The organism is Vibrio sp. QJM3NY_26, assembly GCF_057786005.1.
In genome coordinates this window covers 316,051-330,444 of record NZ_CM173515.1, presented here as the reverse complement: position 1 = coordinate 330,444, position 14,394 = coordinate 316,051, and the positions used below count along the sequence as shown (strand labels likewise).

The window sequence follows — 14,394 nt, the reverse complement described above, 5'->3', positions numbered from 1 at the left end:
AGAAGGAACAAGCTCTGTTTTTATAAGGTTAGGGATTTATGGCAACAATACACACTAGCGGTACCCAACTAGAAAATCAGGTAACTCAGCTACCACTCAATAAAGCATTTCTGGCTTCTTTAGCTGTTGTATTCTTGTTAGCCATGCATTTTTTCATGCCGAATCCTGGAGGCTCAGGCCTTGCGTTATCGTTTAACCCAACCACTTGGTTAGCTCTTAGCTTTACGTTAGCAATTGGCTTCTACCAACTCGCGACTAACCGAGTACTCAAATATTCCAAGTTAACCGTTGGCTTGCTGATCAGTTGCGTGATACTTACGCTACCCACGCTCTACAGTAACGCCTTTCCTCAAGCAGCATCTGGTCGACTACTTGGATTATGGGCGGGCTTTGCCTTATTCGTAGTCCTTCAACAATTCAAATTCAGCAATAAACACAAACAACGTATATTGTGGTTCATTGTGCTCGCTGTCGTCATTCAAGCATTGTTTGGTTATGTGCAATATTTTGTATTAGAACCAGGGAACCCATTTGGCTACAACACAGCAGCTAATCGACCTTACGGAATCTTCCAGCAACCCAATGTTATGGCCAGCTTCCTAGCCACTGGATTTGTACTTTCTGCTTATCTTTTGGCGAGGCAACCTGCGAAATATAACCATAAGATTAGCGAATCGATTTTACTTTATTTAACCCCAACCTTAACCGTACCGCTATTAATTATTATTGCATCACGAACTGGCTGGTTGGCCGCCGTAATAGGGTTAATATGTATTCTGCCTTACCTATACAAATTCTCGACTAAGAAGCGATGTTACGGATGGTGCAGTTCAGTTCTACTTGGGGTTGTTGTTGGTTTTACCATCATTAGCTTACAATCTGTAGATAGTTTAGCGAGCCAAAAAGCCAGTCGTTCTCATTTAGAAGATGCTCGAGGATATATATTCCCACAAGCGTTGGACATGATGATAGAAAAGCCATTTACAGGGTATGGCTACGGGAAATTCGAATCCGAGTACACGCTATACACGGCTCGCCAGCATCAACTCAACTCAAATTATCACCCCGGCCTTCCTTCAATGGATCACCCGCACAATGAATTCCTGTTTTGGGGAGTTGAAGGTGGAATAGTACCAATTATCGGGATCTTAATTGCTGCGTTTTTAGTCATGTCACGTATAGCAAGCTCAACGAAGGGAACACGTCTAGCACTGCTCGCACTATTTATACCGATACTCTTACATTCTCAGCTCGAGTACCCTTTTTACCACTCAGCGATTCACTGGATAACCTTTATCATTTTGATTTACTGGGTCGATCAACGAGCTTCTCGTCACTACCAACAGCCGTTTAGTATCATCAGTAAAACCCTATTTAGAGTATCGAGCTTAGTCGTCCCTATCTTGGTCAGTTTTTATATGTTGAGTGCCTTACACACCAATTATGTCCTGACTCAATTTGAACTTTCTAAACCCAGAAACCCGGATATTCTTAAGCAGGTAACGAACCCTGTAGTCTGGAAAGATCGCTATGATTGGGACGTATACAGCACCTATCTAAATATCGGCCTCTACAAAGCTGATCCTAGCTTGATCCAACCTTATATAGATTGGTCGTTAGAGATCATAAAACGTAAGCCAAGGCCTGCTTTCTACAGTAACCTGATTCTTGCGTATCAAGGATTGGGCGATCACAGTAAAGCAGAACAAATTCGTAGTGAAGCGAGCTTCTTGTTCCCAAATAGAGACTTTTCCAAGGTTCAATATAAGAAGATATCGGAAGCTGAAAATAATATTTCTTCTGCTAAATGACGCCAAGGAATCTAGAGTTAATTCACCATATTGACGTTTAGTCTAGACACAAAAAAGCGCACGATCTCTCGTGCGCTTTTCTTTTGAACTTGAGTTTATTGCCGCTATTTTAAAACGTCTTGCAACGCTTTTAAGCACAAAGCGACATTCTCTTTTCGAGCGCCATAACCCATTAAACCAATACGCCAAGCCTTGCCAGCCAAAGAACCAAGTCCCGCGCCAATTTCAAGGTTATATTCTTCTAGAAGTTGTGTTCTGATTTTGGCTTCATCGATTCCTTCAGGGAAATAAAGCGCATTGAGCTGCGGAAGACGACTCTCTTCATCAACCACAAACTTTAATCCTAGTGCTTCTACGCCTTCTTTAAGCTCTTGGTGCATCGCATGGTGACGTGACCACGCATTATCCAGGCCTTCATTTTTCAATAAAACCAACGACTCATGCAAAGCATACAGGCTATTCACGGGTGCCGTATGGTGGTAGCTACGCTTGCCTTCTCCACTCCAGTAACCCAGTACTAAGCTTTGATCTAGGAACCAGCTTTGTACCGGCGTTTGACGCGCCTTCATCTTCTCAACCGCACGTTGAGAGAAAGTCACTGGAGACAGGCCAGGAACGCAAGATAGACACTTTTGACTACCTGAATACACCGCATCGAGTTGCCATTCATCAACCAACAATGGCACACCACCTAATGACGTCACCGCATCCACAATCGACAACGCATCAAACTGACGAGCGACTGCTGAAATCGCTTGAGCATCCGATAACGCTCCAGTAGACGTCTCTGCATGCACAAAAGCGACAGCAACAGCATCAGGGTTTTCTGCCAATGCTTTTTCTACCTTTTCAACGGAAACGGGCTTGCCCCACTCGTCATCAACAAGGATCGCTTCACCACCACAACGCACAACATTCTCTCGCATACGCTCACCAAAAACGCCATTGCGACAAACAATCACCTTCTCACCGGGCTCAATCAAGTTAACAAAACAGGTTTCCATACCTGCACTGCCGGGCGCAGAAACAGCAATAGTAAATTCATTCTCTGTTTGGAATGCATACTTAAGAAGTTGTTTCAGTTCATCCATCATCGCGATAAATAACGGGTCGAGGTGACCAATAGTAGGACGGCTTAAGGCCTGTAAAACTTGAGGAGAAATGTCTGAAGGCCCCGGCCCCATTAACGTTCGGTGTGGCGGATAAAAGCTCTCGATAGCAGTAGTGAGTGTTAAATTAGACATGTACATCCCTTACGTTAATGTTGTGAACAATCCACCCTAAAGCAAATCGATACCGTCATCAATTAGCTAAAAGTATTGAGGTCACACCAGTGTCACATAATTGTTAAAATTATTTTTTAAATATCTCCAGTTACGGATTGACATTGTTACCGCAAACACGTTCAATGAAATGGCTATCTAGCAGAAGAGGAGCACTGCCCAGGCAGATGTTTTGTGGAACCGCATTTCCAATACAAAGCATCAAGGGGGAGCAGTGCCGAGATAATAAAAGGATGCAGGACCTTTATTATCGGTTGAGCGGGCTGAATCCCGGCAACTGTCGCCATTTCTATATGGTGAAGAGCTTCTGAGGTTACTATTCTAATAATTCCTCTCTTTTTGCTCTAAATACTCTCTTCGAAAAACATCGGACGTTGGATTACCCAACCGTAATTTTATTTTAGGAAGTCGTGGGAGATATATCGTGAGTGCATCTAATGTAGCTGGTTCTTTTAATGTCGCTAAGTTTGGTGGAACAAGTGTTGCCAACTTTGAAGCAATGAGCCGTTGTGCTGCCATTATTGAAAATAACTCGAATACGAAACTGGTTGTGAGCAGCGCGTGCTCAGGCGTCACCAACTTGCTGGTTGAACTAGCGAATGGTGTCCAAGACAAAACTCGTCGTCAGGAATTATTGACGCAATTGACTGACATTCATAACGCGATTCTTGATCAGCTAGCTGACCCAATTAGTATTGAAAAAGATGTGCACAGCATTCTCGATGACATTGCGAGTGCAGCCGAAGCGGCATCATTCCAAGCCAGTACTAAACTCACCGATCACCTAGTGGCATGTGGCGAACTAATGTCGACACATATCCTCGCTCAAATCATTCGCGAGCGTGGCACACCCGCTGTCCGTTTTGACATCAGAGAAGTGATGCGCACCAATGATGACTTCGGCAAAGCTGAACCACTGTTAAAAGATATTGCAGCCTTAGCTCAACAGAAATTGATTCCACTATGCCAACAGCAAGTTGTCGTTACCCAAGGCTTTATCGGCGCCGATAGCGAAGGTAACACCACAACGTTAGGTCGTGGTGGTAGTGATTACTCAGCGGCACTGATTGCAGAATCTGTACAAGCGATTGGTTTAGAAATCTGGACTGATGTTCCGGGCATCTACACCACGGATCCACGGATCGCATCGAAAGCATCCCCTATCCCAGAGATTAGCTTCAGCGAAGCATCGGAAATGGCAAACTTTGGCGCGAAGATCTTGCACCCATCGACTCTAGTCCCGGCACTACGCCACCAAATTCCGGTATTTGTCGGCTCGTCAAAAGCACCAGAGCTCGGTGGCACATGGATTCGTCAACAAGTTGAAAGCTCCCCTCTGTTCAGAGCGCTTGCCCTACGCTGCAATCAAACCATGGTTACGTTACGCAGCGCCAATATGTTCCATGCTTATGGCTTCCTCGCAAAAGTGTTCGAGATCCTGGCTAAGCATAAGATCTCTGTCGATCTTATCACTACCTCAGAGATCAGTGTCTCACTCACTCTCGATCAAACAGATACATCAGGTGGTGCTCCTCAGTTACCAGAAGCCGCTCGAATTGAGCTTGAAGAGCTGTGTTCTGTGGATATTGAACACGACCTATGCCTTGTTGCTCTTATTGGCAACAACATGAGTGAAAGCAAAGGCTATGCGAAGCAAGTATTCGGCACGCTTGAAGATTTCAACCTACGTATGATTTGTTACGGAGCGAGCCCACACAACCTGTGCTTCTTGCTTGATGAATCTGTCTCCAAGTTAGCGATTCAAAAGCTGCATCAAGAGCTGTTTGAATAAAACGATGGTTGCTCGATTAGTTTAAAATCACCAAACGACAGATACAAAAAGGGTTGCTCTTAAGCAACCCTTTTATTTTTACGAATCAAAGCCCGTCATAGATTCAAACTAGTTAATGTTTGGACCTAACCACTTCTCAGCTTCCAACATATCCCAACCTTTACGATCAGCATAGCTATCCACTTGATCCTGTTGAATCTGAGCAATCGCAAAGTATCGTGAATCAGGATGCGAGAAGTACATACCAGACACAGAAGCACCTGGCCACATCGCATAACTAGTTGTTAGTGACATGTCGATCGCTTTTTCAACATCCATCAACTCCCACAACGAACCTTTTTCAGTATGCTCAGGACAAGCTGGATAACCCGGAGCTGGACGAATACCTTGGTACTTCTCTCGAATCAAATCGTCATTAGACAAATCCTCATCAGGCGAGTAACCCCAAATGTCCTTTCTCACTTCTTTATGCAGGTATTCAGCGAACGCTTCTGCCAATCGATCAGCCACAGCTTGAATCATAATCGCGTTGTAGTCATCACCATTGGCTTTGTATTCATCAGCAAGTTCTCTCTCACCAATACCACCCGTCACCGCAAAGCCACCAATCCAGTCCGCTTTACCGCTATCTTTCGGCGCAATGTAATCTGACAAACAGTAGTTAAAACCTTTTGGCTTTTCGGTTTGTTGACGAAGGTTGTGCAGAACCTTTAATACCTCGGTACGAGATTCATCGGTATACACTTCAATATCATCACCAACACTGTTCGCTGGGAACATAGCGCACATACCACGAGCTTCAAGCAACTTCTCTCTTTGTACTCGATCCAATAAATCATTGGCGTCTTTAAATAAGCGCTTCGCCTCTTCGCCTACTTCTTCATGATCAAAAATTGCCGGGTACTTACCAACCAAAGACCACGTCATAAAGAATGGGGTCCAATCGATGTACTTACGTAAAGTAGCGACATCAAAATCCTTGAAGATGTGCACTCCTGGCTTAGCGGGTGCTGGCGGAGTGTAAGCATTCCAATCAATGGCCACTCTGTTAGCACGCGCTCTCTCAAGCGAGACTGGCTTAGTGCGCGGCTTCTTGCGGTTGTGTTGATCACGAACGCGGTCGTAATCTAGAACCAACTTCTCGACGAATGCGGGCTTCAATTCATTAGATAACAATGAGGTACATACACCAACAGCACGTGATGCGTTATTGACATAAACAACGGGCTCAGAATAGTTCTGTTCAATTTTAACCGCTGTATGTGCCTTAGACGTGGTTGCGCCACCAATCAACAAAGGCAACTTAAAGCCTTGTCTTTCCATCTCTTTCGCAACATGCACCATTTCATCGAGAGAGGGAGTAATCAGACCCGAGAGACCAATGATGTCGACGTTTTCTTCTTTGGCTACCTTGAGAATTTTTTCACATGAAACCATCACGCCTAGATCGATAATTTCGTAGTTATTACACTGTAAAACCACGCCAACGATATTCTTACCGATGTCGTGAACATCACCTTTCACTGTTGCTAACAGTATTTTCCCGTTAGTCGCACCGACGTCTTTAGTTGCATTAATAAATGGCTCAAGATGGGCGACAGCTTGCTTCATTACACGGGCAGATTTCACTACTTGAGGAAGGAACATTTTACCTTCACCAAATAAGTCACCGACCACATTCATACCATCCATCAAAGGACCTTCAATCACTTCAATAGGGCGAGAAGCATTAACACGAGCCTCTTCTGTGTCTTCAATGATGAAATCAGTAATGCCTTTCACCAAAGAGTGCTCTAAGCGCTTTTCTACTGGCCAGGTGCGCCACTCTAACGCCGATTTATCTTCAACCTTTCCAACTGCACGCTCTAAGTATGCAGTCGCAATATCCAATAAGCGCTCCGTCGAGTCATCACGACGGTTAAGCACCACGTCTTCAACAGCTTCACGTAAGTCTTCAGGCACATTATCGTAGATCTCAAGTTGACCCGCATTAACGATGCCCATATCCATACCGTTTTTAAAACAGTGATACAGGAATACCGCGTGAATAGCCTCACGAACGTAGTTATTACCGCGGAAAGAGAATGAAACATTCGACACACCACCCGAGATCATCGCATGAGGAAGATCACGTTTGATATCACTTACCGCTTCAATGAAATCCACCGCGTAATTGTTATGATCATCAATACCCGTAGCCACTGCGAAAATGTTCGGGTCAAAAATAATATCTTCTGGCGGGAAACCTACTTCATCAACAAGAATGTTGTAGGCATTAGTACAGATCTCAACCTTACGTTCTCGAGTATCTGCCTGACCTAGTTCGTCGAACGCCATCACGATGACTGCTGCGCCATAACGACGAACCAGTTTCGCTTGTTCGACAAACTTCTCTTTCCCTTCCTTCAATGAGATAGAGTTAACGATGCCTTTACCCTGAATACATTTCAGACCCGCTTCGATAACTTCCCATTTTGAAGAGTCGACCATGACTGGCACTTTCGAGATCTCAGGCTCAGACGCACATAGATTAAGGAATTTAACCATGCACGCCTCAGCGTCTAGCATCCCTTCATCCATGTTGATATCGATGATCTGAGCGCCGTTCTCAACTTGCTCTCGAGCAACACTCAAGGCTTCATCGTAAAGCTCTTCTTTTATCAATCGCTTAAATCGAGCAGAACCGGTAACGTTAGTACGCTCACCCACGTTCACAAATAGAGATTCTTTGTCAATCGTTAATGGCTCCAAGCCAGATAAACGGCAAGACACTGGCAAATCAGGTAGTTGACGCGGAGTTACGCCTTCAACGACATCGGCCATTTGGCGAATATGTTCTGGCGTCGTACCACAACAACCGCCAATTAAGTTCAAGAAGCCACTTTCAGCCCACTCCTTAACGTGTTCTGCCATCTCTTCCGGAGATAGGTCATATTCACCGAACGCGTTGGGTAAACCTGCATTAGGGTGAGCAGAAACATTGCATTCAGAGATACGAGACATCTCATTGACGTATTCGCGGAGTTCATCAGGACCTAACGCACAGTTCAATCCAAATGAGATAGGTCTAACATGACGAAGGGCGTTATAGAATGCTTCTGTTGTCTGCCCTGAAAGCGTACGGCCTGATGCGTCAGTTATGGTGCCGGAGATCATTACTGGCAATTTAATACCAATTTCTTCAAAAACCGATTCAACAGCAAAAGCACATGCTTTCGCGTTTAGCGTATCAAAGATAGTCTCGATAAGAATAAGATCCGAACCACCCTTGATAAGAGCACGAGTCGATTCAGAGTAAGCTTCAACCAATTCATCAAAGCTAACGTTGCGGTAACCCGGGTCATTGACATCAGGAGAGATAGAACAGGTTCGGTTAGTAGGGCCTAAAACACCGGCAACGAAACGAGGTTTGTTCGGAGTCTTTGCTGTCCACTCATCAGCAGCTTCACGTGCCAGTTGAGCAGCCGTAAAGTTAATTTCTTCGCTAAGGCTTGCCATATCGTAGTCAGCCATAGCGATGGTTGTAGAGTTAAAGGTGTTGGTCTCGAGGATGTCGGCCCCAGCTTCCAAATATTCCGAATGGATATCTTTGATAAGCTTAGGCTGTGTAAGTACTAAAAGGTCATTGTTGCCTTTTAAGTCACTATGCCAATCAGCAAAGCGTTCACCGCGATAGTCTTGCTCTTCCAATTTATAATCCTGAATCATGGTACCCATGCCACCATCGATCAGTAAAATTCGTTGCTTCAACAGAGCTTCAATCTTTTGCCTTACATTACTTCCCACAATACAACCTCATTCCTTTAATTATCTCTCCATCCTATCACACATTTAAAAGGAGTCTAGACGTCTAAAAAAGGAAATTGATTACCGACTCATAACAAAAAAATGTTTGCTATTTGAGCATGAGACAACGAAAATTAATATTCATACTTTGTTACATGTTGGGATCCCAATGTCGGTCTACTACACCTTATGCTTCTTGTCCGCTGCTGCCATGCTTATTGCTTTCGTGAATACCAAAATTGGTAAAATGCAGACAACCATCGCCATTACAGCTGGTTCAATGATGTTATCTCTATTGATTATCATTGCGGGACAAAACAATTGGTTTCAATTGGCTGACATCGCCTCAGAAACTGTTGCCAGTATCAACTTTGAAGATTTCCTCCTGAAAGGAATATTGGGATTCTTACTCTTTGCTGGTGGTCTTGGGATTAAGTTACCTAATCTAAAAGATCAGAAATGGGAAATAACAGTACTGGCTCTTGGCGCTACACTGTTTTCGACATTCTTTATTGGTTTTGTGCTCTATGGATTCTGTCAATTCATCGGCATTCAATTTGATTTGATTTATTGCTTACTCTTTGGCTCTCTAATCTCACCAACCGATCCCATTGCGGTGTTAGCTATAGTCAAAAAGCTCGACGCTCCCAGACGAATCTCTACTCAAATCGAGGGAGAATCTCTATTCAACGATGGTTTTGGCCTAGTGATCTTCGTTACCCTATTTACCATTGCGTTCGGTACAGAAGCACCGACCGTAGGTAGCGTGACCATGTTATTCGTCCAAGAGGCTATCGGTGGTATCGTCTATGGCTTTGTTCTAGGTTTAATATTCCATTACCTAATCAGCAACACCGATGACCACTCGATGGAGTTGCTATTAACCATAGGTATTCCGACAGCTGGTTATGCCTTTGCTGAAGTCCTACATGTATCAGGACCGTTAGCAATGGTGGTCTCAGGTATCATGATTGGTAACTGGACGCGCTTTATTGGATTCTCGAAAGAGAGTGAGGATCACCTAGACCACTTCTGGGAATTGATAGATGAATTCTTAAATGGCGTATTGTTCTTATTGATCGGTATGTCGATGTTGTTATTCAAATTCCACCAAGAAGACTGGATCTTAATGGCGTTCGCAGTACCTCTAGTGCTAAGCGCACGCTACCTAAGTGTTTTCTTGTCTTATATCGGATTCAAACGCTTTAGAACTTACAACCCTTGGTCAATCAAGATCTTAACTTGGGGTGGGTTGCGTGGTGGACTAGCTCTAGCCATGGCACTTTCAATCCCTTCAGGTATCTGGGTGATTGAAGACAAGGCAATAGATGTTAAAGAGATAATCCTCGTCATGACATACGCTGTTGTTGTGTTCTCAATCTTAGTTCAAGGTTCAACAATTACTCCGATGATAGAGAAAGCGAAACAAGCTGAGAAAGAGTTAGATTAACATCTCAAAATATTAAACTAGGCTGCCTAATATAGGTGGCCTTTTTTGTGTCTGATGAAAATCAGATTCACCAATTTCCTAACTGAAGCTCTAGCTGAAAGGTATATGTTACACATCGATCGTATCTCGACATTTGATGAACAATAATTAGAGTAGTCAAAGCTTAATCGGGGAATTTAGATTTGGCCTGAACCAAAGCGAAGACAAAGGATGTTTAATCATGATGCGAGCGACGTGATGAACAGCGATCTTAGCCAAAAATCTTACTGGCAGTGAAGCATACAAAGAACTCGTTCTTCTACAACACTAGCGAGTCTACCCACTAGAAAAGAGTTCCGTTGCATAAGCATTCCTTCCGGAAAAAATAATGAGACTCAAGGCCTAACAGCAATAGCTTTAGTCACTACCAGAAACTACGCAGCCAGATCAGTGCTGAACAGAAAGCTCTAGTGTTCGACTAAGTCTTCAAATACAGCAAGGTTGTATTCAATAGGTATTAAGCGATTCGACTAAATAGGGGGAGCTAAAGGAGCACTTAATACTTCTAGCGTTACATTAAAGGTGACAGGCATAAAAAAGGCTCTAGCATTTCTGCTAGGACGCGCAGTCTAGAGCCTTAAATATCGCAGGGGTGGACTGAGCCAGCACTCCGGAGATTAGACCGGGCTGGCGATCCAGCTCCCAACATTGCTCCGTAGAAGCAACAGATGCAAAAAAGCCTCAGCATTTCTGCTGAGGCTTCGTATATGGCAGGGGTGGAGAGATTCGAACTCCCAACACGCGCTATTTTGGTAAGTCGGAGAATCCGCTACTTTGCTAATAGCGTATATATTAGATTCAGAAAGCAAAAAGGCTCTAGCATTTCTGCTAGAGCCTTAAATATGGCAGGGGTGGAGAGATTCGAACTCCCAACACGCGGATTTGGAATCCGCTGCTCTGCCAATTGGAGCTACACCCCTAAAACTTTTTACTACGTCAGATTCGAAAAAACCTCGCACTAGGCGAGGTTATCGAATAAGTGGCGGAGTGGACGGGACTCGAACCCGCGACCCCCGGCGTGACAGGCCGGTATTCTAACCAACTGAACTACCACTCCGCAGTGGTCAACTCACTAAGTGAGCGTCCATATCTCCAGGTCGGTCAACCTAAAGATTTAATTTAAAGCCTGGCGATGTCCTACTCTCACATGGGGAAGCCCCACACTACCATCGGCGCTATTGTGTTTCACTTCTGAGTTCGGCATGGAATCAGGTGGGTCCACAATGCTATGGTCGCCAAGCAAATTTTAAAATTCGGAAAGCTTATCTAAAAGTATTTCTCTTCAAACTCATTCAAGGTCTGTCTTTCTATTGAGTCCACAAAACCCCTTGGGTGTTGTATGGTTAAGCCTCACGGGCAATTAGTACAGGTTAGCTCAATGCCTCGCAGCACTTACACACCCTGCCTATCAACGTCGTAGTCTACGACAACCCTTTAGGACACTTATAGTGCCAGGGAAAACTCATCTCAAGGCTCGCTTCCCGCTTAGATGCTTTCAGCGGTTATCGATTCCGAACTTAGCTACCGGGCAATGCCATTGGCATGACAACCCGAACACCAGAGGTTCGTCCACTCCGGTCCTCTCGTACTAGGAGCAGCCCCTTTCAATTTTCCAACGCCCACGGCAGATAGGGACCGAACTGTCTCACGACGTTCTAAACCCAGCTCGCGTACCACTTTAAATGGCGAACAGCCATACCCTTGGGACCGACTTCAGCCCCAGGATGTGATGAGCCGACATCGAGGTGCCAAACACCGCCGTCGATATGAACTCTTGGGCGGTATCAGCCTGTTATCCCCGGAGTACCTTTTATCCGTTGAGCGATGGCCCTTCCATTCAGAACCACCGGATCACTATGACCTGCTTTCGCACCTGCTCGAATTGTCATTCTCGCAGTCAAGCGGGCTTATGCCATTGCACTAACCACACGATGTCCAACCGTGTTTAGCCCACCTTCGTGCTCCTCCGTTACTCTTTGGGAGGAGACCGCCCCAGTCAAACTACCCACCAGGCACTGTCCGTAATCCCGATTCAGGGACCAACGTTAGAACATCAAAACTACAAGGGTGGTATTTCAAGGACGACTCCATCACATCTAGCGACGCAATTTCATAGTCTCCCACCTATCCTACACATGTAGGTTCAATGTTCAGTGCCAAGCTGTAGTAAAGGTTCACGGGGTCTTTCCGTCTAGCCGCGGGTACACTGCATCTTCACAGCGATTTCAATTTCACTGAGTCTCGGGTGGAGACAGCGTGGCCATCATTACGCCATTCGTGCAGGTCGGAACTTACCCGACAAGGAATTTCGCTACCTTAGGACCGTTATAGTTACGGCCGCCGTTTACCGGGGCTTCGATCAAGAGCTTCGTCCGAAGACTAACCCCATCAATTAACCTTCCGGCACCGGGCAGGCGTCACACCGTATACGTCATCTTACGATTTTGCACAGTGCTGTGTTTTTAATAAACAGTTGCAGCCACCTGGTATCTGCGACTCTCGTCTGCTCCATCCGCAAGGGACTTCACTGATAAGAGCGTACCTTCTCCCGAAGTTACGGTACCATTTTGCCTAGTTCCTTCACCCGAGTTCTCTCAAGCGCCTTGGTATTCTCTACCCGACCACCTGTGTCGGTTTGGGGTACGATTCCTTACAATCTGAAGCTTAGAGGCTTTTCCTGGAAGCATGGCATCAATGACTTCACTACCGTAGTAGCTCGACATCGTATCTCAGCGTTAAGAAAGTCCGGATTTACCTAAACTTTCCGCCTACATACTTGAACCTGGACAACCGTCGCCAGGCCCACCTAGCCTTCTCCGTCCCCCCATCGCAATTGTAAGAAGTACGGGAATATTAACCCGTTTCCCATCGACTACGCCTTTCGGCCTCGCCTTAGGAGTCGACTTACCCTGCCCCGATTAACGTTGGACAGGAACCCTTGGTCTTCCGGCGAGGGAGTTTTTCACTCCCTTTATCGTTACTCATGTCAGCATTCGCACTTCTGATACCTCCAGCAGCCCTTACAGACCACCTTCAACGGCTTACAGAACGCTCCCCTACCCCACATATCCTAAGATACGTAGCCGCAGCTTCGGTGTATAGCTTAGCCCCGTTACATCTTCCGCGCAGGCCGACTCGACCAGTGAGCTATTACGCTTTCTTTAAATGATGGCTGCTTCTAAGCCAACATCCTGGCTGTCTGAGCCTTCCCACATCGTTTCCCACTTAGCTATACTTTGGGACCTTAGCTGGCGGTCTGGGTTGTTTCCCTCTCCACGACGGACGTTAGCACCCGCCGTGTGTCTCCCGGATAGTACTTACTGGTATTCGGAGTTTGCAAAGGGTTGGTAAGTCGGGATGACCCCCTAGCCTTAACAGTGCTCTACCCCCAGTAGTATTCGTCCGAGGCGCTACCTAAATAGCTTTCGGGGAGAACCAGCTATCTCCAGGTTTGATTGGCCTTTCACCCCTAGCCACAAGTCATCCGCTAATTTTTCAACATTAGTCGGTTCGGTCCTCCAGTTGATGTTACTCAACCTTCAACCTGCCCATGGCTAGATCACCTGGTTTCGGGTCTAATCCTAGCAACTGTACGCCCAGTTAAGACTCGGTTTCCCTACGGCTCCCCTAAACGGTTAACCTTGCTACTAAAATTAAGTCGCTGACCCATTATACAAAAGGTACGCAGTCACACCACGAAGGTGCTCCTACTGCTTGTACGTACACGGTTTCAGGTTCTATTTCACTCCCCTCACAGGGGTTCTTTTCGCCTTTCCCTCACGGTACTGGTTCACTATCGGTCAGTCAGTAGTATTTAGCCTTGGAGGATGGTCCCCCCATATTCAGACAGGATATCACGTGTCCCGCCCTACTCGTTTTCACTGATTATGAGATGTCGATTACGGGGCTATCACCCTTTATTGCGGCACTTTCCAGAGCCTTCATCTGTCTCACTAAAAGCTTAAGGGCTAATCCAATTTCGCTCGCCGCTACTTTCGGAATCTCGGTTGATTTCTCTTCCTCGGGGTACTTAGATGTTTCAGTTCCCCCGGTTTGCCTCCTGTTGCTATGTATTCACAACAGGATACTTGCTTATGCAAGTGGGTTTCCCCATTCAGGAATCCCAGACTCAAAAGGTTATTACTACCTAATCTGGGCTTATCGCAAGTTATTACGCCTTTCATCGCCTCTGACTGCCAAGGCATCCACCGTGTACGCTTAGTCACTTAACCA

Annotated in this window: 5 protein-coding genes, 2 tRNA genes, 2 rRNA genes and 1 riboswitch; of the genes, 3 read left to right on the top strand and 6 right to left on the bottom strand. The window is 45.6% G+C overall.

Translation table 11 applies throughout. From position 1 onward, the window contains the following. The first annotated feature begins 38 nt into the window (after positions 1-38). The gene (locus AC3CH4_RS01505) at positions 39-1,811 is read left to right on the top strand and encodes a PglL family O-oligosaccharyltransferase (RefSeq protein ID WP_488543201.1); all 1,773 of its coding nucleotides are present in this window, start codon (positions 39-41) and stop codon (positions 1,809-1,811) included. Positions 1,812-1,915: 104 nt separating this feature from the next. On the opposite strand, the gene AC3CH4_RS01500 is transcribed toward AC3CH4_RS01505, so the two are convergent. After that, on the bottom strand, positions 1,916-3,055 hold the full coding sequence (locus tag AC3CH4_RS01500) for a pyridoxal-phosphate-dependent aminotransferase family protein (RefSeq protein WP_004735978.1): 1,140 nt from the start codon (positions 3,053-3,055) through the stop codon (positions 1,916-1,918). Between the two features lie 176 nt (positions 3,056-3,231). Further along, a riboswitch (Lysine riboswitch) is annotated at positions 3,232-3,409 on the top strand. A 109-nt stretch (positions 3,410-3,518) separates the two neighbouring features. Between AC3CH4_RS01500 and lysC the strand changes: the two genes are divergently transcribed. Next, on the top strand, positions 3,519-4,886 hold the full coding sequence (lysC, locus tag AC3CH4_RS01495; protein ID WP_488543200.1) for a lysine-sensitive aspartokinase 3: 1,368 nt from the start codon (positions 3,519-3,521) through the stop codon (positions 4,884-4,886). A 108-nt stretch (positions 4,887-4,994) separates the two neighbouring features. Here the strand turns inward: lysC and metH are convergent, their stop codons facing one another. Next, the gene (gene metH / locus AC3CH4_RS01490) at positions 4,995-8,672 is read right to left on the bottom strand and encodes a methionine synthase (RefSeq protein ID WP_488543199.1); all 3,678 of its coding nucleotides are present in this window, start codon (positions 8,670-8,672) and stop codon (positions 4,995-4,997) included. A gap of 169 nt (positions 8,673-8,841) precedes the next feature. Between metH and AC3CH4_RS01485 the strand changes: the two genes are divergently transcribed. Next, on the top strand, positions 8,842-10,122 hold the full coding sequence (locus AC3CH4_RS01485) for a cation:proton antiporter (protein WP_017078851.1): 1,281 nt from the start codon (positions 8,842-8,844) through the stop codon (positions 10,120-10,122). An 882-nt stretch (positions 10,123-11,004) separates the two neighbouring features. On the opposite strand, the gene AC3CH4_RS01480 is transcribed toward AC3CH4_RS01485, so the two are convergent. The 4 genes from AC3CH4_RS01480 to AC3CH4_RS01465 form a co-directional block, all read right to left on the bottom strand. Continuing rightward, positions 11,005-11,081, bottom strand: a tRNA-Trp gene (locus tag AC3CH4_RS01480). A 60-nt stretch (positions 11,082-11,141) separates the two neighbouring features. Further along, positions 11,142-11,218: transfer RNA gene (locus tag AC3CH4_RS01475), tRNA-Asp, on the bottom strand. 67 nt (positions 11,219-11,285) lie between these two features. Further along, positions 11,286-11,401: ribosomal RNA gene (gene rrf / locus AC3CH4_RS01470) — 5S ribosomal RNA — on the bottom strand. Positions 11,402-11,500: 99 nt separating this feature from the next. Continuing rightward, positions 11,501-14,393, bottom strand: a 23S ribosomal RNA gene (locus tag AC3CH4_RS01465). Between the last annotated feature and the right edge of the window lies 1 nt (position 14,394).